Source organism: Methylotetracoccus oryzae (assembly GCF_006175985.1).
Classification (GTDB): domain Bacteria; phylum Pseudomonadota; class Gammaproteobacteria; order Methylococcales; family Methylococcaceae; genus Methylotetracoccus; species Methylotetracoccus oryzae.
The window spans coordinates 174025-196565 of sequence record NZ_SRSH01000001.1 but is presented as its reverse complement, the minus strand read 5'-3'; the positions used below and the strand labels follow the sequence as shown (position 1 = coordinate 196565).

At 62.3% G+C, this 22541-nt stretch carries 24 protein-coding genes and 1 tRNA gene; 15 read left to right on the top strand and 10 right to left on the bottom strand.

Going from position 1 to position 22541, the window contains the following annotated elements:
* The first annotated feature begins 91 nt into the window (after window positions 1–91).
* From BWR02_RS00915 to BWR02_RS00905, 3 genes are all read left to right on the top strand, one after another.
* Window positions 92–1138 carry an AI-2E family transporter gene (locus BWR02_RS00915; protein ID WP_129882944.1) on the top strand — a complete coding sequence of 349 codons (1047 nt, stop codon included), beginning with the start codon at window positions 92–94 and terminating at the stop codon, window positions 1136–1138.
* A 63-nt stretch (window positions 1139–1201) separates the two neighbouring features.
* The gene (locus tag BWR02_RS00910; protein ID WP_129882943.1) at window positions 1202–1789 is read left to right on the top strand and encodes a LemA family protein; all 588 of its coding nucleotides are present in this window, start codon (window positions 1202–1204) and stop codon (window positions 1787–1789) included.
* Between the two features lie 6 nt (window positions 1790–1795).
* A complete protein-coding gene (locus BWR02_RS00905; RefSeq protein WP_139555893.1) occupies window positions 1796–2734 on the top strand; it encodes a hypothetical protein in 939 nt (312 codons plus the stop codon).
* A gap of 24 nt (window positions 2735–2758) precedes the next feature.
* Here the strand turns inward: BWR02_RS00905 and BWR02_RS00900 are convergent, their stop codons facing one another.
* Window positions 2759–3178, bottom strand: coding sequence for a secondary thiamine-phosphate synthase enzyme YjbQ (locus BWR02_RS00900; protein ID WP_129882941.1), 420 nt, complete (start codon window positions 3176–3178; stop codon window positions 2759–2761).
* Between the two features lie 266 nt (window positions 3179–3444).
* On the opposite strand from BWR02_RS00900, the gene BWR02_RS00895 reads away from it, so the two are divergent.
* Window positions 3445–3738 carry a hypothetical protein gene (locus BWR02_RS00895; protein ID WP_139555892.1) on the top strand — a complete coding sequence of 98 codons (294 nt, stop codon included), beginning with the start codon at window positions 3445–3447 and terminating at the stop codon, window positions 3736–3738.
* Between the two features lie 79 nt (window positions 3739–3817).
* Here BWR02_RS00895 and BWR02_RS00890 read toward each other — a convergent pair whose 3' ends face one another.
* Both BWR02_RS00890 and BWR02_RS00885 read right to left on the bottom strand, forming a co-directional pair.
* The gene (locus BWR02_RS00890) at window positions 3818–4564 is read right to left on the bottom strand and encodes an ABC transporter ATP-binding protein (RefSeq protein WP_139555891.1); all 747 of its coding nucleotides are present in this window, start codon (window positions 4562–4564) and stop codon (window positions 3818–3820) included.
* Window positions 4561–5319, bottom strand: coding sequence for an ABC transporter permease (locus BWR02_RS00885; RefSeq protein ID WP_236101799.1), 759 nt, complete (start codon window positions 5317–5319; stop codon window positions 4561–4563). The genes BWR02_RS00890 and BWR02_RS00885 overlap by 4 nt, the downstream gene beginning before the upstream one ends.
* A gap of 164 nt (window positions 5320–5483) precedes the next feature.
* Between BWR02_RS00885 and BWR02_RS00880 the strand changes: the two genes are divergently transcribed.
* The 4 genes from BWR02_RS00880 to cysZ all read left to right on the top strand — a co-directional run bounded on the left by BWR02_RS00880 (window position 5484) and on the right by cysZ (window position 9900).
* Window positions 5484–7001 (top strand): sensor histidine kinase, encoded by a 1518-nt coding sequence (locus BWR02_RS00880; RefSeq protein WP_139555890.1) that lies wholly within the window; start codon window positions 5484–5486, stop codon window positions 6999–7001.
* A 19-nt stretch (window positions 7002–7020) separates the two neighbouring features.
* On the top strand, window positions 7021–7716 hold the full coding sequence (locus BWR02_RS00875; protein ID WP_139555889.1) for a hypothetical protein: 696 nt from the start codon (window positions 7021–7023) through the stop codon (window positions 7714–7716).
* A complete protein-coding gene (locus BWR02_RS00870) occupies window positions 7709–9064 on the top strand; it encodes a sigma 54-interacting transcriptional regulator (protein WP_201276086.1) in 1356 nt (451 codons plus the stop codon). Before BWR02_RS00875 ends, BWR02_RS00870 begins: the two co-directional genes overlap by 8 nt.
* 95 nt (window positions 9065–9159) lie before the next feature.
* The gene (gene cysZ / locus BWR02_RS00865) at window positions 9160–9900 is read left to right on the top strand and encodes a sulfate transporter CysZ (RefSeq protein WP_139555887.1); all 741 of its coding nucleotides are present in this window, start codon (window positions 9160–9162) and stop codon (window positions 9898–9900) included.
* 28 nt (window positions 9901–9928) lie between these two features.
* On the opposite strand, the gene BWR02_RS00860 is transcribed toward cysZ, so the two are convergent.
* From BWR02_RS00860 to ubiG, 4 genes are all read right to left on the bottom strand, one after another.
* Entirely contained in the window at window positions 9929–11380 is a 1452-nt protein-coding gene (locus BWR02_RS00860) for a cryptochrome/photolyase family protein (RefSeq protein ID WP_139555886.1), read from the bottom strand.
* Between the two features lie 101 nt (window positions 11381–11481).
* Window positions 11482–13023, bottom strand: coding sequence for a cryptochrome/photolyase family protein (locus tag BWR02_RS00855; RefSeq protein WP_201276085.1), 1542 nt, complete (start codon window positions 13021–13023; stop codon window positions 11482–11484).
* Window positions 13016–13402 carry a thiol-disulfide oxidoreductase DCC family protein gene (locus tag BWR02_RS00850; protein ID WP_139555885.1) on the bottom strand — a complete coding sequence of 129 codons (387 nt, stop codon included), beginning with the start codon at window positions 13400–13402 and terminating at the stop codon, window positions 13016–13018. The genes BWR02_RS00855 and BWR02_RS00850 overlap by 8 nt, the downstream gene beginning before the upstream one ends.
* A gap of 93 nt (window positions 13403–13495) precedes the next feature.
* Complete coding sequence (gene ubiG / locus BWR02_RS00845) at window positions 13496–14221, bottom strand: bifunctional 2-polyprenyl-6-hydroxyphenol methylase/3-demethylubiquinol 3-O-methyltransferase UbiG (RefSeq protein WP_201276084.1); 726 nt, start codon at window positions 14219–14221, stop codon at window positions 13496–13498.
* Window positions 14222–14383: 162 nt separating this feature from the next.
* Here ubiG and purE point away from each other — a divergent pair, with 162 nt between their 5' ends.
* Complete coding sequence (gene purE, locus BWR02_RS00840) at window positions 14384–14869, top strand: 5-(carboxyamino)imidazole ribonucleotide mutase (protein WP_139555883.1); 486 nt, start codon at window positions 14384–14386, stop codon at window positions 14867–14869.
* Complete coding sequence (locus BWR02_RS00835) at window positions 14866–16002, top strand: 5-(carboxyamino)imidazole ribonucleotide synthase (protein ID WP_236101797.1); 1137 nt, start codon at window positions 14866–14868, stop codon at window positions 16000–16002. The genes purE and BWR02_RS00835 overlap by 4 nt, the downstream gene beginning before the upstream one ends.
* A gap of 62 nt (window positions 16003–16064) precedes the next feature.
* On the opposite strand, the gene BWR02_RS00830 is transcribed toward BWR02_RS00835, so the two are convergent.
* Window positions 16065–16526 carry a DUF1249 domain-containing protein gene (locus tag BWR02_RS00830; RefSeq protein WP_139555882.1) on the bottom strand — a complete coding sequence of 154 codons (462 nt, stop codon included), beginning with the start codon at window positions 16524–16526 and terminating at the stop codon, window positions 16065–16067.
* Between the two features lie 89 nt (window positions 16527–16615).
* Complete coding sequence (locus BWR02_RS00825; protein ID WP_268921367.1) at window positions 16616–16909, bottom strand: PilZ domain-containing protein; 294 nt, start codon at window positions 16907–16909, stop codon at window positions 16616–16618.
* Window positions 16910–17181: 272 nt separating this feature from the next.
* On the opposite strand from BWR02_RS00825, the gene BWR02_RS00820 reads away from it, so the two are divergent.
* On the top strand, window positions 17182–18195 hold the full coding sequence (locus BWR02_RS00820) for a tryptophan--tRNA ligase (RefSeq protein WP_139555880.1): 1014 nt from the start codon (window positions 17182–17184) through the stop codon (window positions 18193–18195).
* A 229-nt stretch (window positions 18196–18424) separates the two neighbouring features.
* Here BWR02_RS00820 and BWR02_RS00815 read toward each other — a convergent pair whose 3' ends face one another.
* Window positions 18425–20200 carry a transglycosylase SLT domain-containing protein gene (locus tag BWR02_RS00815; protein ID WP_139555879.1) on the bottom strand — a complete coding sequence of 592 codons (1776 nt, stop codon included), beginning with the start codon at window positions 20198–20200 and terminating at the stop codon, window positions 18425–18427.
* 45 nt (window positions 20201–20245) lie between these two features.
* Between BWR02_RS00815 and BWR02_RS00810 the strand changes: the two genes are divergently transcribed.
* The 4 genes from BWR02_RS00810 (at window position 20246) to BWR02_RS00795 (ending at window position 22339) form a co-directional block, all read left to right on the top strand.
* The gene (locus BWR02_RS00810) at window positions 20246–21013 is read left to right on the top strand and encodes a class I SAM-dependent methyltransferase (RefSeq protein ID WP_139555878.1); all 768 of its coding nucleotides are present in this window, start codon (window positions 20246–20248) and stop codon (window positions 21011–21013) included.
* Between the two features lie 3 nt (window positions 21014–21016).
* Entirely contained in the window at window positions 21017–21478 is a 462-nt protein-coding gene (gene rnhA, locus BWR02_RS00805) for a ribonuclease HI (protein WP_139555877.1), read from the top strand.
* A gap of 11 nt (window positions 21479–21489) precedes the next feature.
* Entirely contained in the window at window positions 21490–22203 is a 714-nt protein-coding gene (gene dnaQ, locus BWR02_RS00800) for a DNA polymerase III subunit epsilon (protein WP_139555876.1), read from the top strand.
* Window positions 22204–22251: 48 nt separating this feature from the next.
* Window positions 22252–22339: transfer RNA gene (locus BWR02_RS00795), tRNA-Ser, on the top strand.
* The last annotated feature ends 202 nt before the right edge of the window (window positions 22340–22541 follow it).

Here is a 22541-nt window from a genome sequence, read left to right as displayed (position 1 = left end):
TCTCCCGGTGCCGGCAGCAAGCCGCGGTGTTCTGGACGCTGCGCATGGCCCGTTGCACTGTCTCCGAATCGCCCTACCATTCACGAGCTTTATGAATCGCACTGTTCGCCTGATTACGGTCGGGTTGTTGTTGAGCGGCCTTCTGGCCCTGACCTATGTCGTCATCCGCCCCTTCATCCTGCCGGTTGCCTGGGCTGTCATCATTTCCTACGTCGCCTGGCCCTTCTATCGCTGGATCCGGCAGGCCGTGACGCGGCAGCGGACGGCAGCCGCCCTGCTGACGACGCTCGCACTGGCCTCGATGCTGCTCGCGCCCTTCGTCTGGCTGACCGTGTTGCTGCAGCACGAACTCGTGGACCTGGTCCGGGTGTTGCCGGAGTGGCTGGAGCAGAAGCCGGTGGTGCCGCCCTTCGTTTCCCGTCTGCCCTATATCGGCAATCAGTTGACGACACTGTTCGAGCCTTTCGACGACCTGCGCGGTTTGCTGAAGGAACATGGAATCCCCTGGCTCAAGCGTCTGGGCACGCCCGCACTCGGGGTCATGACGGACATCGGACAGAATGCGCTGGTCCTGTTACTGACCCTGTTCACGATGTTTTTTTTGTTCCGGGACGGTGCGATCGTCGTCGAGCAGGTCCGGGCCGTGTTCGATCCCGTGCTCGGAGAACGGACGAAGAGCTACCTGCACACGATCGAAACGACGGTCAAGGCCGTCGTCTACGGCATCGTTCTGACCGCTCTGGCGCAGGGCGCCATTGCGGGTATCGGCTATTGGCTGGTCGGCGTGAAGGCGCCGATCCTGTTGGCGATCATCACGACCTTGTTTGCGATGATTCCCTTCGGAACGCCCTTCGTGTGGGTCGCTGCCAGCGCATGGCTGCTGATCCATGGCGAGACCTGGGCAGGGATTTCGCTGTTGCTGTGGGGTGCCCTGGTCGTCAGTTGGGTTGACAATATCATTCGCCCGCTGGTGATCAGCAGTTCGACGAGGATACCTTTCGTGCTGGTGATGTTCGGGGTGCTGGGAGGCCTCGCCGCGTTCGGGTTCATCGGCCTGTTCACGGGTCCGGTCATCCTGGCGATGGCGCTCGCCGTCTGGCGCGAATGGCTGCAGGCCCACCATGTGCCCTCCGGCTGACTCGCCCGGCGGCTCCGGTCCTATACTGCTGACCAGGTAGCGTCGGCGTGAGGGTTCACCGCCATGTTCAGTCTCATTGTCTTCGGGGGTACGGTCGTGCTCCTGCTCTTGGCGGTGGCCGTCGCGGCCTATGTCGTTCTGATCTTCAATCGTCTGGTCCGTCTCAAGCACGAAGCCCTGAAGGCGTGGTCGAACATCGATGTGCTGATTCGGCAACGGCATGACGAGATTCCGAAACTGGTCGAAAGTTGCAAGCGGTACATGACGCACGAGAGGGCTACGCTCGTCGCAGTGCTCCATGCACGCCGGGCGGTAGCGGAGGCGAGCGACGCGCGTGACATGACCCGACTCGGAGCTGCCGAGGCGCAGCTTCGGCAGGGATTGTCCAGCGTTTTTGCCGCCGTCGAGGCCTACCCGGTACTGCAGGCCGACGAGTCGTTCCGTCGCCTGGAGACCCGGATTGTGGATTTGGAGAACGCGATTGCGGATCGGCGGGAGTTCTTCAACGACTGTGTCAACAGCAACAACATCCGTCTGGAGCAGTTTCCCGACGTGATCATCGCCCGCGTCTTCGGCTTCGAGCCCCTGGAACTGCTGAGTTTCGATGCTGACGATCTCGCCGACGTCGATCTGCGCCAACTCTTCGCCTGAGCCGCCGTGTCCATTGTAGGGTGGATCAGCGGTACCGCTCCGCACCAATTCTGGCTCGCCTTCGGCGTACTGGCCGTCGTAGCGTTGGCCGGCCTGGTCCACCTGTTCAGGTCGATACACCGGTCGCGTCTGCTGTCCGACACACCTACCTCCCGGATTCGCTCAGCAGCCCAGGGTTACGTTGAACTGGAAGGCGTGGTGCGTAGGCTTGCAGGCGAACCCATCATCGCGCCACTCAGTGGTCTGCCCTGTGTCTGGTACCGCTACTCCGTTGAAAAGACGGCCCGCGACCCCGATCAGGACGGCTTGTTCGAGGGCGCCGAGCCGATCGAACAGGGTGTCAGCGACGGGCTCTTCGGGCTCGATGACGGCACTGCGCTATGTGTCGTCGATCCCGACAGCGCCGAGGTTTACGCGGCGCGTGAAGACTGTTGGCGCGGCCGCTATCGCCGGCCGGGTGGGCTCGCTCCGGATTCACCGCTGCTGCGGCATGTCGGTAACCGGGGCGTCTATCGTTATCGGGAAGCGCGTATCCAGGACGGCCAGCGATTGTGGGCTGCTGGACGCTTCCGAACCGTGCAAGGCGGCGGGTTTCTCGATACGAATCTACAGGTCTCGCAGTTGTTGGCGATATGGAAGAAGGACCGGCCGGCCTTGTTGCGCCGTTTCGACGGCAACCACGATGGCGCGATCGACCTGAACGAGTGGGATGCGGCGCAGCAGGCGGCCGAGACGGCCGTCAGCGAGAGTGCGACGGACGATGACGCGCCGCGCGATGTGTACGTGCTGGACTGCCCCACGGATGGCAATCCCTTCCTCCTGTCCTGCCGTCCGTTTCCGCGCCTGACTGCCGACTATTCCCGCCATGCGCTCGCCAGCGCCGCATGCCTGATCCTGTCGTCCGTGGCGCTGGTCGCCGCGCTCCTCATCCGGTTCGCCGGGTGAGGGGCCGCCTGCCGGCGGTGCTCCTTACTCGCCGATGATCTTGACCAGTGCGCGCTTTCTGCGGCGACCGTCGAATTCGCCATAAAAGATCTGCTCCCATGGTCCGAAGTCGAGGCGACCCTCGGTGATCGCGACGACGACCTCGCGTCCCATCACCTGCCGCTTCATGTGCGCATCGGCGTTGTCCTCGCCGGTGTCGTTGTGGCGGTATTGGCGAATCGGTTCGTGCGGCGCCAGGCGCTCGAGCCACACCGAGTAGTCATGATGCAAGCCCCGTTCATCGTCGTTGATGAAGACACTGGCGGTAATGTGCATGGCGTTGACGAGTACCAAGCCCTCGCGCACGCCGCTTTCGGCGAGACAGGCCTCGATCTCGGGGGTGATGTTGACGAAACCCATGCGGGTTGGCACAGTGAACCACAATTCCTTACGGTAACTTTTCATGGCTGCTCCGACAGACTCTGAGAAGGCTTTGGAGATCGCTTTGGCGTGTGGTCGCCGCACCGGGGCGGCCCGGCGTAGCCAGAGCGTTTCGAAATGATAGCCTCGAAGTGCTGTCGAGGTCACACAGCAGCGAGGCTCTCTGGCTCGGGAAAGCCGAAGACGACGCATTCTTTCCGACGATTCTGCAGCGAGGTCTCACGTCGATGACCGGCAGTCATGCGCCCCGTGCCGACGGGTCTCCCCGAAGCTCAGCCGACAGGTCGCTGATGATGCGGTGCACGTCGGCGGGTGCTGGTATCGCGCTGTCGACGCTGGCGGCCTGCACCACGCCACCCGTGCGCGACATCGGCGAAACTCCCGCCAGTTTCCACGATACGCGACTGCAGTACGCCCTGGTCACGGACGACCGAAAGACCCTGCTTAGCGAATTCTCGATGCAGACCACGCCGACGATACCGGAGCGCGTCGCCGCGGGTCTGGTGTTGCCCGTCACGGCCGCAGCGGAGACGGTATTCTGGCCGGTGTCCGCGTCGTTCCGCGCCTATTACGAGCGCTATTGACCTGGCTTCAGTCCGAATGCGGCGACCGCCCCGGTGTGCGCCGGCCCAGCGGGTCCGTTGCAGGATTCCGCGTTCTACTTCAGACCAGCCGGGCCACGTCGGGATGGTCCGCTATCAGGCGTTTCCGAAAGGCTTCTATGGCAGACTCCCGGCCGCGATCATCGCGCGGCAGGTCGACCTGGACCTCAGCCACGACGCGCGCCGGTGGCGCGCACAGGAACGCCAGCCGGTCGGCCAGGGCGATTGCCTCGCGGAGATCATGCGTGACGAACAACACGGTGTGGGGCCGCTCGTGCCAGACTCGGACCAGTTGTTCCCGGATCCGGCGCGCGATGGGGGCGTCCAGCGACACGAAGGGCTCGTCCATGATCAGGAGTGTCGGTTTGATGGCGAACGCGCGAACCAGGGCGACGCGCCGACTCATGCCGAGCGAGAGGCGCTCCGGGTACTGATGCTGAAATGCCGAAAGCTCCATGACATCGAGCAGATGATCGACCAGATCGGCATCGGCATCCTCGGCCGTAAGCGCGAGTTCGATGTTCTGCCTTACCGTGCGCCAGGGCAACAGCCGCGGCTCCTGGAAAACGTGACCGACGCGATGTGGCTCGGCGCTGTCGCCGAACTCCACCGATCCTTCGAAGCTGCGGTCGAGACCGGCGACGATGTTGAGCAGCGTGCTCTTGCCGCATCCGGAAGGTCCCACCAGGCAGACGAACTCGCCGGCGTCCAGCGTTAACGACAGGCCGGCAAGCACGGTCAGCGGCAGGCCATTGACACTTGCCGGGAAAACTTTGCGGGAAACCTCGATCCGCACTTGAGTGGTCATCGGCGCCAGCGTCTGGAGCGAAGGTCCAGCGGCTTGAATACGAAAGATTCGACCGTCTGCACGACGATCACGAAGGCGAAGGTATAGGCGAGAATGGCCGAAACGTCGAACATTTGAAAAAACAGCTGCAGCTGGTAGCCCATCCCGTTGCTGCGTCCCAACAGTTCGACGACCAGGATGATCTTCCAGATCAGAGCGAGGCCCGTGCGTGAGGCGGCCATCATGTACGGCAGCAGTTGGGGCCAGATCACGTGGCGCAGGGTCTTCCAGCTTCCGAAGCGGTACGCCCGAGCCATCTCCAGCAGGTCCGTATCGAGTGCCCGAGTTCCCTCTCGCAGGGTCACGACGACGCTCGGAACCTTGTTGATGACCACGGCCGTTATGGCTGCTGCCTCGCTCAGCCCGAGCCACACGTAACACAGGATGATCGTCACGAGTGCCGGAATATTCAGAAACAGCATCAACCAGATATCAAAGAAGCGGTCGAGAGCCCGGTATCGACCCAGCATCACGCCGAGCGCGCCGCCGAGGGTCATGGCGAGCACAAAACTGACTGCCAGCCGGGCCATCGTAATACCCAGATGGTACAGTAGCCCTCCTTCTGCCACTTCGACGATAAATACCTTGAGCACCTGCACCGGCGTAGGCAGCAGTGGGGAGGTGGCCCAGAGCGCGGCGGCGTGCCATGACGCCAAGAGCAGCGCGAGGGCGGCGAACGGGTACCAGCGTTCAGGCCTCATATCGAGCGATGCCATGAAAAAGTCCCGGTCAGTCTGAGGGTGGCGGCCATGGCGGCGAATTGTAACGCGCCGGCGGCGCGCCGATGGACTTGCGTCCCAGGTTCAACAGCCGGCATGCCTGACCGTCCCCCCGGACATTCAGCAGGAGAGCCGTGTTCCCGGTAAGCGCGTTCATCGCGATGTCACTTTCAACCACGCTGGTCTCCCGGTTCTCGCTGCGAAGCCTGGTGATTGCGGGTTTTGCGTTGAGTGTGCTGCCCAGTGTGCTGGCGGTCGCCTTCAGCTTTGCGGCGCTGGAGGAATTCGCCCGATATTCCAAGCGCACGGCGTATCGGGTGGCGGAGATCTCGCAAAAGACGCAGGTCCTGCGCGAACGCCTGCTAGCCAATGAGCGCAAGGTCAAGCAGTTCCTGGTACTGAAGGAGCCGGCGCTGGAAGAGGCCTCCTGGGTGACCCATCGACAGGTCAATCAGATCATCTCACAGTTGGTCACACAGACGGATGACCCTGGGCTGCATGTTCAGTTGCAGTCGCTGCGAAATCTCAGCGAGACCCTGTTTCGCGAGGTGAATCGTTTGGCCTCGCTGCCGGGAACCGGTAATGCGTCGCTGGCGCCGGAGCGTGAGGCAGCGGCAGTCAAAGCCGCTAAGCCGGCACTGAATCAGCTCCCGGACGCGCTGTTCGACAAAATGAACGAACTCGGGGAAGAGATTGGCCTGACGGCGGCTGCATCCATCGACCGGATGGTCGCTGAACTCGAACTCGAAGCGTCGGACGTACAGAACGGCATACTTCTAACGACGGGAATCCTGGTCCCCGTTTCGCTGCTGGTCATTGCGGTCTTTATCCATCTGATCACCCATCCCGTGCGACAGTTCGACCGTGCCATCCGGCAACTGGGGATCGGCAACCTCCAGGACACGATCAGCGTTTCCGGACCCAGCGACCTTCGTTACCTGGGCCAGCGTCTGGAGTGGCTGCGCGATCAGTTGACGACGCTGGAGTGGGCCAAACAGCAGTTCGTCCGAAATGTATCGCATGAACTCAAGACACCGCTCGCGAACATTCATGAGGGTGCCACCCTGCTGGCTGACCAGATCGTCGGGGAAATCAACTCGGAGCAGCGGGGCATCATTGAAATCATGCTGAGCAACACCAGCCGGCTCGAGCATCTGATCAGCGAATTGATCCACTACGGTTCCGCCAGCGCATCCCGGGAGGGTGTGAAGTTCCAGCGTGTGGATATGCGGGAGTTGGTTCGCGCCGTGGTGCGCGACTATGAACTGCGGCTGCGGGCGAAATCGGTCAGTCTGGTTCAGCGCCTGAGCCCCGTGGTGATGTCCGGCAATCGTGCCCAGTTGCGCCTCGTCGTTGATAACTTGTTGTCAAATGCGGTTAAATACGTGAAGGACTGTGGAACGATAGACATTCTGCTGGCCGAGCGGGATGGCTATCTCCACTTGGAAATCCGCGACGACGGTCCGGGGGTCAGGCCCGATGAGAGAGGCTTGATTTTCGAGCCGTTCTATCGGTCATCATCGGGACGCGATGCCGGGGTCAAGGGCAGCGGGCTCGGACTGGCAATTGTCCGCGAGTGCGTGGCCAGCCATCAAGGGAAGATCGACGTTTCCGATGCTGAATCCGGCCAATCCGGCGCGGTCTTCCGCGTGCGGATGCCGATCGATCCGCAGGTATGATTTGAGCGCTGTGGCGACCATGGCAATGTGCCTCGCAGCGGCTCTCGGGCTTGCGTCCTGTGCCGGCTTCGACCCGCCGAGGGCTAAAGATCCGTACCTGCCTCCTGCATCTGCCGGACCGTACCGTGAGGCCAGCGCGAGTGCACTGGTGGCCTACGGGGCCTCGCTGGCGGTGCTTGATGCCGCTGGCCGTGCCTTCGAGTGCCAACGGGTGCTGAGCATCTATCGGGGTGATCGTCAGCTGCCGGTACTGTTCCACCTGTTCATTGCGCAGACAGCGCCGCCCGGATGCGGCGATCTACGTGCGACCACGCGCGAAGTGCAGGCCATGCGGGCCGTCGTCACCGATCCGATGCTTCGAAACTTTCTAACGGTCCAGATACTTGCTGCGGAGGGACGGGTCGAGGCCGCCGCCGAGCGGCAGGAACTTGAACGCGCGCTGCGTCGAGCGCGTTATAACCTGAAACAATCCATGTCACGGCACCGCCAGTCGATCAGTCAGGTGCGGGACACCTACCGGCGGATGAAGTCGCGCGATGCCGAGGCGCGGCAACTGAAACAACGCGTAGACGAATTGAAATCGGTCGAGCAGGGCCTGAGTCAATCGGTCAGATCGCGCGATGCGGAGGCCCGGCAACTGAAGGAGAAGCTGGACGCGCTGAAGTCCATCGAGCGGGAGATCAACGAAACCGAGAGGCGAGAAGATTATGATTAGTCGCAAGCGAATTCTGCTGGTCGACGACGACCCGGATCTTCTGCGTCTGCTTAAGCTGCGCCTGGTGGCCGCCGGCTTTACTGTTGAAAGTGTTGCGGGCAGTCAGGAAGCCCTGACGTGCTGCGTCCTGTTCCGTCCGCATGTGGTCGTCACCGATCTGCGGATGGACGACATCGACGGGATCGGTCTGTTCAAGATTCTCCGCGAACAGTACCCGACGTTACCTGTCATCATCATGACGGCGCACGGTACCATCGAGGACGCGGTTGACGCCACGCGGGAAGGGGTCTTCGGCTTCGTATCGAAGCCGGTCAACCACAGTTTACTGATCGAGAAACTGAACGAGGCCACGCGCTACAACGGCATGTCCGAAGTGGCCGAGGACGTGGAGCCCTGGCGACGAGCGGTGCTCACCAAGAGCCCCTTGATGGAGGAATTGCTGAGTCAGGCGTTCCGGGTCGCTCAGGGACGCGCGAATGTGTTCCTAAGCGGGCAGAGCGGCACTGGCAAGGAACTGATGGCGCGCGCCATCCATGAGGCAAGTCCGCGGCGCGAAGGGCCGTTCATCGCGGTCAATTGCAGCGCGATCCCCGACAATTTGTTCGAGGCCGAGATCTTTGGTTACCGGAAGGGCGCCTTCACGGGTGCGCTGCGAGACCACGACGGGCTGTTTCGCGCGGCTTCCGGCGGAACCTTGTTCCTGGACGAGATCGGCGACATGCCGAAGCCGTTTCAGGCCAAGTTGCTGCGCGCGGTGCAGGAGATGTCGGTGCGGCCGATCGGGGCCGTGCAGGATGAGTCGGTTGATGTGCGTATCGTTTGCGCGACGCATATGGACATGGAACAGGCCATGGCCGAGGGCAAGTTCCGGGAAGACCTCTACTATCGTCTCAGCGTCGTCACACTGACGCTGCCGACGCTGCAGGAACGCCCCGAGGACATCACGCTGCTCGCCCAACACTTCCTGCGCGAACTTGCGGAAACATATGCGGCTGATGTTCGTGGGTTTTCGCCGGAGGCCATGGAGGTGCTGGTGTCGTTCCACTGGCCCGGCAACATTCGGCAATTGCGGAACGTCGTAGAGCAATGCCTGGCGCTGTCGACCACATCGCTGATTCCATTGAGCCTGGTGCAGAATGCACTGCGTGATGCGCCCGGTACATTTCTCCCGTTGCAGGAGGCCAAGGAACAGTTCGAACGCAATTACCTTGCCCGGTTGCTCCAAAGCACCAACGGCAACGTCTCCCAGGCCGCCAAACTCGCCAAACGGAACCGGACGGAGTTCTATCGACTGCTGAGTCGCTACGGTATGAACCCCAGCTTCTTCAAGGAAACCTCTGAATCCTGAGCCCTGAGGCATCGCCCCAGGCTTAAGTGCCACGAAGCGTGAGGGGGTGTCGCCGCGGTCATTCCGCTCATACGCTGAACTCGATCCGAAAGCTCATGTCATCCGCCACCAAGCAACACAAGCCGAATGCGCTGGCCGGGGCCACGCTGCTGCTACGGGGCTTCACCCGGCTCAGGCAGCGGGACATCCGTCTGCTGGTCATCGCACCCTTACTGATCAACCTCGTCGTATTTTCGTTGGCCTTGTGGGTCGCGGGGCACTATTTCGAGCTATTCCTGCAGTGGATTCTGCCAGCCTGGCTCGATTTTCTGCGCTGGATCCTATGGCCGGTGTTTGGGGCCTTGTTCGTGCTGCTGGTGTTCTTCACGTTCACGCTGGTGGCCAATGTCCTCGGGGCCCCGTTCCATGCACTCTTGGCCGATCGGTTGCTTGGCCAGGCCGGCGTGCTGGATCGCGCTCGCGGCGACGGCATCGTTCGCTCGACCTGGCGCAGCATGTCCGCAGAGCTACGGCGCGTTCTCGGATTCCTGCTGCGCGCCTTGCCTGTCTTGGTGCTGTTCGTGATCCCGGGCATCAACATGATCGCGCCGCCGCTGTGGCTCGGGGTCACGGCGTGGTACATCACCCGGAACTACTTCTCCTATCCACTGGATACCCTGGGCTTGACGTTCGCGGAGCAGGAATCCCGGCTAAAGGAGATGGGCCTGCTGCGATTGCTGTTCGGCCTGACGGTGCAAGTAGGTCTGAGCGTGCCGTTACTCAACGTTCTGGTGCCGCCGGCCGCGGTGGCGGCCGCGTCGCTCGCCGTGGTCGACCGGGAGCGAAGGCGCACGTGAGCGTTGTTCCCGGTGCGCCGCCACCGGTTCAGTTCTTCTCCTTCATCATCGCGTAGGCCGCCAAGGCCTGCAGGCGACTTTCGCGCAGATCGACGATCGGCTCGGGGTAACTCCGGCCCAGTTCGATACCGGCTGCGGCGAGCCGCTGGCGATCGGCGATCCACGGCTCGTGCAGCACCTTGTCGTCTAGCCGCGCCAGTTCGGGCACCCAGCGCCTGACATAGGCCCCACGTCCGTCGAACCGCTGACCCTGCAGTACCGGATTGAAGACGCGAAAATACGGGGCGGCGTCGGCGCCGCAGCCGGCGCTCCACTGCCAGCCCAGCGTGTTGCTCGCGAGATCGGCATCGACCAGGGTGTCCCAGAACCATCGCGCTCCCGCCAGCCAGGGCAGGCGGAGATTCTTCGTCAGGAATGACGCGACGGCCATGCGGACGCGGTTGTGCATCCAGCCGGTATGCCATAGCTCGCGCATACCGGCGTCGATCAGGGGGATTCCGGTCTGGCCCCGCTGCCAGCGCGCGAGGGTTTCGGCCTGATCGCCGTCGGCCCAGGGGAAATCCACGAAGCGGGGATCCAGCGGTGCGTCGGTCGTCGCGGGGAAATGATAGAGGAGGTGGTAGGCGAATTCGCGCCAGCCGATCTCGCGCACAAAGGTCTCGAAATGGCGCGGAGCAGGAGGGCTTGATTGCCGGCCCCGGGCATGATGGAGCGCAGCGACGATCTGCCGAGGCCCGATCTCGCCGAAATGCAGATGGGGCGACAGGCGGGACGTGCCAACGCAGTCCGGGCGATCGCGGTCGTCGGCGTAGCTTGCCAGGGGCTGCCGGATGAAATCTTCGAGGCTCTGGGTCGCAGCGTCTTCGCCGGGGGTCCAGGTTGCCTTCAATCCTGCGTCCCAGGCGATTCGTGGCAGCAGTCCCAACTCGGCGACATCGAGGCTGGGCAGTGTCGGTGATACCGAAGGAAGCCGTTCGACCGGCGTGCGTTTTGGGGGGGGGAAGCCGATGCCGCGGGCCGAGCGCCAGAAGGGCGTGAAAACCCGATAGGGTTCCTGCTTTTGCGTCGCCACGGTCCAGGGCTCGAACAGCAGGGCGCTGTTATACGACCGAACGTCCAGTCCCTCTTTCCTCAGCTGGGATTTCAACGTCTGGTCCCGCGCAATGTAGGCGGGCTCATAGAGGCGGTTCCAGAGGATCCGGGTAGCACCTGTCTCGGCAATCAACTGTTGCAGCGCGATGGCCGTTGGCCCACGGCGGATGATGAGGCGAGAGCCACGCGCGTTGAGACTTCTGTCCAGGGCTTGCAGGCTATGGTGCAGCCACCACCGGCTGGCGCTGCCGGGAGGCCAGGGCAGGCCGTCGGCGCTGTCGTCAACGAAAACCGGTATGACGGTGCCGCCGACTTCGATGGCCTCCGCCAGCGCCGGGTTGTCGCTCAGGCGAAGATCTCGGCGAAACCAGACTAAAGAGGTGCTCATTCCGGGGTGATGAAATCAAGCATTTTCAAAGGGTTTGGCACACCTGCCGGGGCGTGTTGCTGGCGCCGATAGCTCGCGTCGCTGCCCGGGATTCCCGGGACCTACGCGAGGTGGGTGCGTAGTTCCTCCGCCTGACGGCCTATGGCAACTCGGGTGGGTTCGTCAAAGCGCTCGAGGCTGCGCCATTGCAGCGCGGTGCGCGGGTGGTGCGCAAACCGTGCCCGGTGACCGATCAGGAAATCCCAGTACAGCGTCGTGAACGGGCACGCTGTTGGGCCGATTGCCTGATCCGGCTTGAACCGGCAACCGTCGCAGTAGTTACTCATGCGCTGAATGTAGCGCCCGCTCGCCACATAGGGCTTCGAGGCGACCAGACCGCCGTCGGCATACTGAGACATCCCCAGGGTGTTGGGTAGTTCAACCCACTCGACCGCATCGACATAAACCGCAAGAAACCACTCATGCACCTGCCGCGGTTCGACGCCGAGCAGCAGTGCGAAAAGGCCGGTCACCATCAGCCGCTGTATGTGATGCGCGTAGCCGTAGCGCAGGGTTTGTCCGATGACTTCGCGCAGGCAGGCCATGTCCGTGTCGGCAGTCCAGTAGAAGTCCGGCAGACGATTCCTCGCCTCGAGTGCGTTGTGGTCCTGATAAGCGGGCATCTGCGTCCAGTAGATGCCGCGGATGAACTCCCGCCAGCCGAGAATCTGACGGACGAAGCCCTCCACGGCGGCCAGCGGCGCATTGCCGGCATCGAGGGACTCCATGGCCGCCGCGAGTACTCCGCTGGGCGCGAGCAGCTTGAGGTTCAAGGCAGGCGACAGCCGTGCATGGAACAGGTAAGGATTTCTGGTCCATAGCGCATCCTGGTAGCGACCGAATTGGGCGAGGCGGTGGTCCACAAAGTCGGTCAGCGCCGACTTCGCCTGGGTCGGGGTCACCGGCCAGTCGAAATCCACGGTATGCCCCGGATGCGATGGAAAGTGTGTCTCGACGTCGCGGAGAACGTCCCGCGTGATGGCGTCGGGCGGAAACCTCGCTGGTGGCCGAACCGGTGGCGGACCCTGGCGTCCAAATGCGTGCCGGTTCTCGGCGTCGTAGTTCCACCGCCCTCCCCGAGGCTCGGTACCCACCATCAGGATGCCGGTGCGACGCCGCAGTAAACGATACAAATGCTCGGACCGCAGCATGTTCCGATTGCGCGCCCACAGCGCGAAGTCGCCGGTCGACATGATGAAGTGACGATCGGGAGCCAGGTAGAGCGGCAGGCCATGATCGGTTGCGCATCGCGCGACAGCTTCCTGAAGCCTGAACTCTCCGGCTCGGGCCATCAGTATCGCAGATGGTTTCAAGGCGACGAGGTCAGCCGATAGGGCGTCCGACAGAGTCGCGAAGGGATGGTTGCCGAGTTGGTGGTAGATGGTCGGAACACCTTCGGCGATGAGGGTCTCCCGGAAGTGCCGCATCGCGCTCAAAAAAAGCGCGATGCGCGCCTTGTGCGACCAGACATGACGGGCCTCGCCCGCGACTTCGGCCATCCAGACCCGATCCTGCGCCGGGTCGAAGTCATCGAAAACGCCGGAGTCTCGATTCAGTTGGTCGCCAAGTACCACGATCAGTCGGCGGACCACGGCCTCAGGCACTGCAAGCGCCTTCGCGGCAGCGTTTCAGAAAGTGGCGGCGAGCGAAGCGACGGTATACAAGCTCCAGCAGCGGAGTGAGGTGCAGCTTGGTAATGCAGCGGGCCAGCCATCGATAGCCCGGCAGCGATGACCAGAGTCGCACGAATGCAGCCGCTCCGGTGTACATGCGCGCGGCGCTGTCGTCCCACACGTGAAAGGCTGCGAGCGCCACCCGCGGATCGAGGTCAAATCGGTCCAGCCTTGACGGTTCACGGATGATATCGACCCAGGATATGGATTCGAGGGCCTTCAGGCGCCGATAGTGAGCGATTTCGCGGCTGCATAGCGGGCAACCGCCATCGAAAAATACGGTCAGGTCGTCATTCATTTCGTGCGCCATGAGCGTTATCTGACCGTTGGAACCGGGCCCGTCCGGTGAGTTCCCTGGCCTAGCCCGGAAGGGAGCGTTTCCGTGCCGTCGGACCGTCGCTTCCTATACGGCAGGCTTGGTCGCCGTTAGCATGAAATTGATGGGGTAGTAACGGCTCAGGCTGAAACGGCGGGTCCAAGGATTGACCCGGACACCCACGCGGTCCGTGACCTCCAGACCTTGCGTCTTCAACAGGCGTTCCAGTTCCTCGGGGCGCGGGAATCGGGACCAGCGATGCGTGCCGCGCGGCAGCCAGCCCAGGACGTACTCGCCCATGACGATCGCACCCAGAAACGACAGGACGGTGCGGTTCAATGACGCGATGACCATCAGCCCGCCGGGCCGGATCAACTGGCAGCACGCGGACAGGAAGGTTTCGAGGTCGGCGACGTGTTCGACGACCTCGAGGTTCATCACGGCGTCGTAGGTCGCGCCTTCCTCTGCCAGGCGCTCGGCGCTGCCGCACTCGTAGCGGATGGAGAGTCCGCTGGTTCTGGCGTGGAGGCGCGCGGTATGGATGTTCTTCTCGACAATATCGACGCCATGGACCCGGGCGCCGAGTCGCGCCAGCGACTCACTGAGGATGCCGCCACCGCAGCCGATGTCCAATATCCGGAGACCTGAGAGCGGGGCAATCGGGTCGCCTGCGGCGCCGAATCGCTGCATCAGCGCCTCGCGAAGGTAGTCGACCCTCACGGAGTTCAGGCGATGCAACGGCCAGAACGGACCCTCCGCGTCCCACCACTTCGCGGCCAGGGCTTCGAAATAGGCCGCTTCGGCGGGGTCCACGCTGCGGGGGGCAGAGTCGGTGTGTTGGTTCGATGATGACATGTATTTCGTGTGCCGTCGTCGCGGGCGGATCACCGCGATGGGGGGGTATGCGCGTCCCGAACCCACCGTTGAGTCAAAAACGCGCTATCCTACGCGTTTTTCTTGGCAGAAAGGTACCGTATGATTGACGTCGGTCTGGTCATGGGGAGCCGCAGTGACTGGGATGTCATGCAGCACGCAGCAGGGTGGCTCGAGGAGTTCGGTGTGCCTTTCGAAGCACGGATCGTGTCTGCCCATCGGACGCCGGACCTGCTGTTCGAATATGCTGCCGACGCTTCCGCCCGCGGTTTGAAGTGTATCATCGCCGGCGCCGGCGGCGCCGCTCATCTGCCGGGCATGCTTGCGGCCAAGACCGAAGTGCCAGTGCTCGGCGTGCCGGTGCCGAGTCGCCATCTGCAGGGTCTGGATTCCTTATATTCGATCGTGCAGATGCCGAAGGGGATTCCCGTGGCGACCTTTGCTATCGGTGAGGCCGGGGCCGCGAATGCCGCATTGTTCGCCATCGCAATACTGGCGACGCGGGATGAAAGCCTCGCGACGCGCCTGCGCGACTTTCGTGCCCAACAGACCGCCTCGGTGCTCAACATGGAGTTGCCGCTGCCATGAGTGTGCGCCATATCCTGCCCAATGCGATGTTGGGCATACTCGGTGGCGGACAGTTGGGGCGCATGTTTACCATCGCTGCGCGCAGCATGGGGTATCGCGTGACCGTCCTCGACCCCGACGACGAAAGCCCGGCCGGGTCGATCGCCGACGTCCATCTGCGTGCGGCCTATGACGATCGCGCGGCACTGGACCGGATCATTGCCAGCTGCGCCGCTGTCACGACGGAGTTCGAAAATGTCCCGGCCGAGAGCCTGGTCTATCTCGGCGCCTCCCTGCGCGTATCCCCGGCTCCCGAGAGCGTCGCGATCGCTCAAGACCGCATTCGCGAGAAGCGCTTCATAGTCAGTGCGGGCCTGCCCGTCGCTCCGTTCATTCCGGTAGAAACGGAAGAGGATCTGGCGGGCGACCTGGAACCGCTGCTACCGGGCATTTTGAAACTGGCGCGCTTCGGCTACGACGGGAAGGGGCAGTTGCGGGTCGCGAGCCCGGCCGAGTGTCGGTCCGCGTTCGCCGAACTTGGTCGCAAGTCGTGTGTGTTGGAGCGGCAATTGCCGTTGCACAAGGAACTGTCCGTCATTGTCGTCCGCACATCCGCTTCCGAGGTTCGCACCTTTCCGGTGGCCGAGAATCAGCATGCCGCGGGGATACTCGATGTCAGCATCGTGCCGGCTCGCATCGACGAAGCGTCGGCGGAACGGGCGCGGCACATGGCACTGAGGCTGGCGGATGCCATGGACTATGTCGGCGTGCTGGCGGTCGAGTTCTTTGTGCTGCAGGACGGCGAGATCGTGATTAACGAGATCGCCCCGCGCCCTCACAACAGCGGCCACTACACGCTCGATTCATGTGCGACCGACCAGTTCGAACAGCAGGTTCGCGTACTGTGCGGATTGCCCCCCGGCGATACGCGGATGCTGACGCCGGTCGTCATGGTTAACCTGTTGGGCGACATCTGGCGTGACGATGAACCGGCCTGGGACGCGTTGCTGACCGAAAGCAACGTGAAGTTGCATCTTTACGGCAAGAAGACTGCGCGTATCGGTCGAAAGATGGGTCATTTCAACGTCCTCGCCGCGAATGTGGAGACGGCGTTGAGTCAGGCGGAGCAACTCAAACTTATTCTCGGCAGCTGAGCCCGTTTAGCTGAACGGAGCGGTACGCCGGTTTCGCCCGAATGAGGCACCGGCTGCGACGGTCACGCGAGGGCGGGCGGTCCGGCAACGCCGGCCGAGAGTCCGAACCGGTATTGGCTGCGCAGACAATGCTCCAGCCAGCGCTGCAGAAAATAGTTCGAACTCCACTTTTCCTCCAGCACTTCAGCGCCGCCGGCGTGGGGTTGGTGACGGCGAGAGGCGAGCGGTGGTCGGTGGGGGGGGAGAGCCTCGGCGCAGCGGCCGTCCAGGTAGACACGCACACAAATGCTGGGCTCGAAGCGCCGGTCGACTTCGGGTCCGAAACAGTGACTGAGTTCCAGTGTCAGCGTGTAGGGCGAGCGCTCGATCACCTTCAGGTGGAGGGGCGGTTTGCCTTGGGCGCGGGCAGTGGCGTCATCGGATAGCGTGGTGAGGTCCGGAACCAACTCGCAGAGCTGACGGAAATTGGACTCACACAGTTGTGCCAGCCAGTAGGATCGGTTTCGGGGTCGGAATTGGCTCATGTTCGGCTGTAGACCGCGCGGGTCCGGTGCGCCTCGGCGATGGCGACAGGAAGAACCGTCCGATCGCGCGTCGAGGTCGGGTCGTTGAGTCAACTCTTGATGCCCTTGATCGCTCCAGCGATGCGGTACGGCCCGGCGTCGGTCGCCACGCAGCGCACCACTTCGATAAAGGCGGTCAGGGGCGCAGCGACGCCGCGCTGGGGGACCAGGTGTATTTCCACGGCCGTTCCGGTCGTCAGAGGATCATCGGCCTCGAACAAGACGCCGGAGCCACTGATATTGATGCAAAACCCCTCGTGCGACACGTCTTTACCGGCCAGTCGGAAACTCATGGCACAGTCGATTCGGTTACGCGGGGAGTCTCGCCGCTCTTGACGTTCCAACTGCGGGCCTCGTTGATCGTGCGGTAAAACCAGACCTCGCTATTCTAAACCAAACCCGCTCGGTTTCGCGGAAACGTGGGGTCCGGCCAGTCGTTGGCTCGACGATTGATTTATGTCATATTGCGGCACTTTGCGTCCCGACCTGCCTGATACCAAGCTCGGACTTCGTATGGCAGCCAACCCCTGAATGACTGCCGTGGAATTCCGCCGACGGTGCCACACCAGCGAAAGGTCGGCCAGGACGCATCCAAACTCAGCAAGCGGATCCCCGAATGACCAAGAAATCTGTCGTACTCACCGGTATTACCACCACTGGGACCCCGCATCTCGGCAATTATGTGGGTGCCATACGTCCGGCCATCGAGGCCAGCATGGACCAGCATGTGCAGCCCTTCTATTTCCTGGCCGACTATCATGCGCTGATCAAGTGTCAGGATCCGGAACGGGTGCGCGAGTCGACGCTGCAGGTCGCAGCGACTTGGCTCGCTCTCGGTCTCGACACGGCCAATGCCGTGTTCTATCGACAATCGGACATTCCCGAAATTGGCGAGTTGGCATGGATCCTCAGCTGCGTGACGGCTAAGGGTCTGATGAACCGGGCGCATGCTTACAAGGCGGCGGTTCAGGCCAATCAGGAGAGTGGAGAGGCCGATCCTGACAAAGGGGTCACCATGGGCCTATATAACTATCCAATCCTGATGGCTGCGGACATCCTCCTGTTCCGTGCCAACAGGGTGCCCGTCGGACGAGACCAGATCCAGCACATCGAGATGGCTCGAGATGTCGCGGCCCGGTTTAATCACATCTACGGTGAGCATTTCGTGCTGCCTGAGGCGCAGGTTTCCGAGGAATCGGCTCTGCTATGTGGGCTCGATGGCCGCAAGATGAGCAAGAGCTACGACAACATCATTCCCCTGTTCGCCACGGAGAAGGCGCTGCGCAAGCTGATCATGAAGATCAAGACCAACTCGCTGCTCCCGGGCGAGCCGAAGGATCCTGACGGGTGCACCCTGTTTGGCATTTTCCGGGCGTTTGCGACCGCCGACGAGTCCGCTGCCGTGCGAAAGCGCTATGAAGAGGGAATTGCCTGGGGCGAGATGAAGACTTTCTTGTTCGAGTACCTGAACCGGCATCTCGAAGCCAGCCGCGAGCGCTATGAGGCCTTGATCGAAACGCCCGGGAAAATCGAACAGGCTCTGCAGGACGGCGCCGAGAAAGCGCGCGCGCAGGCGCGGCCCTTCATGCAGGCGTTGCGGGCTAGTGTCGGGATTCGGCCCCTGGCCTGACGGAGCAGGTACCGCGAAGGAAGACAGGGAAGGTGAGTTTGATGCAGGCGCGTCAGAGGGGCGTCGCCGCCCAGCCAGCCCGACGAGCGCAGATCGCACTCTGCTGGCGCTGACGCCCCATTGCGATCCGTTCGAGGCAACGCGATACGCGAGCCCGTTTCAGCACATCGCGTTAAAGCCTCCCCGACGGCTGAAGGGGAGGCAACTGCTGGCGAGACGGGGTGTTGGTTCAGCGCTTGGGCTTAAGCCGGACCGTATCGGCTTTGGCCGTTACGATCTTCTCCGCTCCCTTGCGCGATTCATTGCTCCTTGCCACCACAGTCTTGTATGCGGGGCTGGCGAGCGTCGAAGAACGCTCGGCTTTTCCCTTCGTGAGGGCTTTTTGCGGTGTGGCTGTGGCGACTTTGCCTGACTTCCGCGAATCAGTCGTCACTCGGTCAACGTGGTTTGTGGCGCGAGTCGGGGCCGGCGTCGCGGTCCGGCTGGACTTCGTCGCGGCGTGGTGCTCGCTGCTCGAGGTCGGGGTGGGCCGCGCCTTGCCCGTCGTGCTCGCGGAACGCTCGCGTGCGGTTGCCTCGTTGTGGGTGTTGGTGCGAGGCGCTGCGTAACTGCTCCGCTCCTTGCTGTGCGCCGAGGACCGGCGCGGGGCTGGCTCTGCTGGCGCTGGGTCGGGATCTGTGGCGAACGACGTTGGCTTGAAGGGGTCAGTCTCAGCCTGGAATGGCTGCTCGCTGAACGATGTCGAGCGTGAAGCCGTCGTTGGCTGCCGGGTGGGCTCCTTCAGAGCGTCACTCAGGGCGCTAACCCTCATGGAGGAAGACCGAGGCTGCTGCATCGGGTTCCCGGTTTGGGGTGAGTCGCTGGAAGTCACCGTGTAGCGATCGGGTTCGGACTGTAGCGGACGGCTCTCGAACTCGCGGCGCAACAAGTCGCCCTGGGTACTGGCAAGCCGGGCAAGTTCCTTTTTGAACGTCTTGCTCTTGTGTGCCGGCACGAAGAGCCGGACCGATCCGTCCGGGTCGACGAAGGTGTTCTTGAAGCCGGGATTCACGGCGCGAAAGGCTTCAAGAGACATGTCTGCGGCATCTGCCGCAACGGCGAGGTCAAGTTGGTGGCTGACCTTCACCGTCTTGAATTTTGCCTCGTTAGGAATGTCGCGGAGGTCGAGGCCGTAACGGTCCGCACCTGCGAACAGTCGCGATACGGCGAGCAGTCGTGGCACGTACGCTCTGGTTTCTTGAGGCAGGTCCAGTGACCAGAAGTCGGTGGGCAGGCCCTGATAGGCGTTGCGTCGAATCGCACGCTCCACCGCGCCCTCCCCGCAGTTGTAGGCCGCTACCGCAAGGAACCAGTCACCATGAAATTGGCGATTGAGCTTCTTCAGGTACTTGATGGCCGCCTTCGTGGATGCGTAAACGTCCCGGCGTCCATCATAAGCATGATTTTGCTTGAGCCCGTAGTTGCGCCCGGTCGTCGGAATGAATTGCCAGATCCCCGCGGCTTTTGCGGGAGACACGGCCTGTGCCTGAAAGGCGCTTTCCACGACCGGCAACAGGGCCAGTTCCCCCGGTACGCCCTGCCGCTCGATCTGTTGTACGATGTTGTACAGGAAGGGTTCGGCGCGCTGTTGCGCTCGCTGCAGGTAAGTCGGATGGTTCACGAACCAGGACAGTTCTCGATCGACTGCGCGATTTTGTACGTCGGGCAGTGCGTAGTTGTCGAATAGCCGTTCCCAAAGATTTGCGTATTCGTATTGAACTCGCTTGGTGCGATTCGTGTCCGTAACGTTGACTTGACGAACCCCTTTCTTCGAAAAGTGGAAGAGGCGCGCTTCGGACTGCGGTGGAGTGACCGAACTGACAACGGTCGCCGGTTCGGGCGCATCGTCCGACACTGAGACGGGCGACGGCTTCGTCTTTGTCGTGTGCTGGCTACAACCCGCTAAGGAAAGCGCAACCGCCGACATGTAGCAAAGGAGACGGGGGTTGTTTTTACCGAATTTCATGGCGTGCACCTCACGGTTTCATGCCTGCTGAGCGACCGACCAACTATGCTGCTCAACCTGTTTAGAGGGGACCAGAACACCGCAAACCCGCATGGGCGCGAGTTCTTCATCGAATGGTATCGCTCTGCGACATTGGGAAGGATCCTCCAGGAAGTTGAGGTGTCCTATCTTAGAGACTCGCTACAGCTTACTTATAAGCAACGGATATTACAAGTTGGGTCGTTGGGTTGTGAACACCGATACATACCTGATGAATTCCGGCAACAATTCACTGTGTTGTCGCTCGGCAGCGACTGCCGCGAACGGCGTGGTTGGGATGTGGAGGCCGAGCCCGCCAGCTTGCCGATCGCCTCGGAATCCATTGATCTACTGATACTGCCTCATGTCATCGAGTTCGAGTCAAACCCTCGCGCGGTGTTGAGGGAAGTCGAACGGGTCCTGCGGCCGGAGGGACGCTTGGTCCTCCTGACCTTCAACCCCTTCAGCATCCATGGTATCTTGAGACGAGTGGCTCGCCGCGATGCCTTCCGCGCGCAGGGCTTCGTACCCGCGGTGCGACTGCACGACTGGCTTAGGCTGTTGAAATTCGAGGCCCATTTCGACGTCGCTTTCGATGCCACGACCGCCCGGATCATCGAGTCACCCGACAGCTTCTTCAAGCGTTCCCAGGCCTTCGTATCGCTCGCCTACGCGACCCGGGCCATCAAGCGAAACTATACCGTCATCCCGATAGAGCCATCGTGGGCCAAGGCGCCCGCCATGTTGGCAGGGCAGGGAGCCGAAATGTCGCGTATCCTCAAGCAAACAGATTAAGGCATGACTGAGAAGGTGTTCGCCTATACGGATGGGGCCTGCCGAGGCAACCCCGGACCTGGGGGGTGGGGTGTGGTGTTGCGTTTCCGCGACCGCGAGCGTGAGCTGTGCGGTGGGGAGCTTGCCACGACGAATAACCGGATGGAGTTGATGGCCGCCATCCAGGCGCTCGAAACGCTGACCCGCCCCTGTTCGGTGTCGATCTGCACCGATTCCAAGTATGTGCTCCAGGGGATCACGGAGTGGCTGCCGAACTGGGTGCGACGCGACTGGAGGACTGCCGCGAAGACACCGGTCAAGAACGCGGACCTTTGGCAACGCCTGGTGTCCGCGCAGCGGATACACACGGTCGAGTGGCAGTGGGTCAAGGGCCACTCAGGCCACGCCGAGAACGAAAGGGCCGACAGCTTGGCCAATCAGGGTTTGGTTGAAGCGCTCGAGGCGTCAGGTCTGGTCCGGCAGTAGGCAGTAGGGTGATGCGGCAGATTGTTCTCGATACCGAAACGACCGGCCTGTTTCCGGAGGAAGGGCATCGGATCATCGAGATCGGTTGCGTCGAACTCATCGACCGGATGCTGACCGGTCAGCGCTTCCACGTCTACCTGAATCCGCAGCGGCAGGTCGACTCAGGCGCGGCCGAGGTGCACGGGCTCACGAACGAGTTTCTTGCCGATAAGCCCCTGTTTCCCGACATCGTGGGCGACTTTCTGGCGTTCATTGCCGGTGCCGAGTTGATCATCCACAACGCGCCATTCGATGTCGGGTTCATTGATCACGAGTTGCGTCTGGCGAATGCCGAAGCGTTCAACCCGCTGCGCGACTACTGTGCGATCACGGATACGCTGGCTCTGGCCAAAAAGAAGCACCCGGGGCAGCGCAACAGTCTCGATGCCTTATGCAAGCGCTATCAGGTGGACAACAGCCACCGCGATCTGCATGGCGCGCTTTTGGACGCCGAGATTCTGGCGCAAGTCTATCTGCTGATGACCGGTGGGCAGATCGCCCTCGGCCTCGATGAAGACGTGGCCGTCAATGCGGATGTGAGCGCTGCTGCTGGGGCTCAGCGTCGCTCCGGATTCGGCCGTGCGCTGCGGGTGGCGTACTGCAACGACGCGGAGGCCATTGCCCATGAAGCGCGACTGGATGCCCTCGACAAGGCCAGTGGTGGCGTGTGTCTCTGGCGGCGTTAGCTCTGGTAAAGGGTGGCCTTTTTCGGTAACCTTCCCGCGTCATAACCGGGAGAGGTGGCTGAGCGGTTTAAAGCGGCGGTCTTGAAAACCGTTGATGGGAGACCATCCGGGGGTTCGAATCCCTCCCTCTCCGCCACTGTTGTCGTGAAACGTTCCTTCCAGCCGAAATAGGTCATCCTTCGGTCGGTCCTCGCATGCTGCGGAATCTGCGGATTGCGCGGGTTGCCCTGAGTCGAGTTTACCCGACGGTCTCGACGATCTCGTCAGGCAAATCAGCCATTTTCCTAGGCGGTGCCGCGTCGCTCCGGTCCTTACCAAGACGCTTGCCAGCGCCTTGT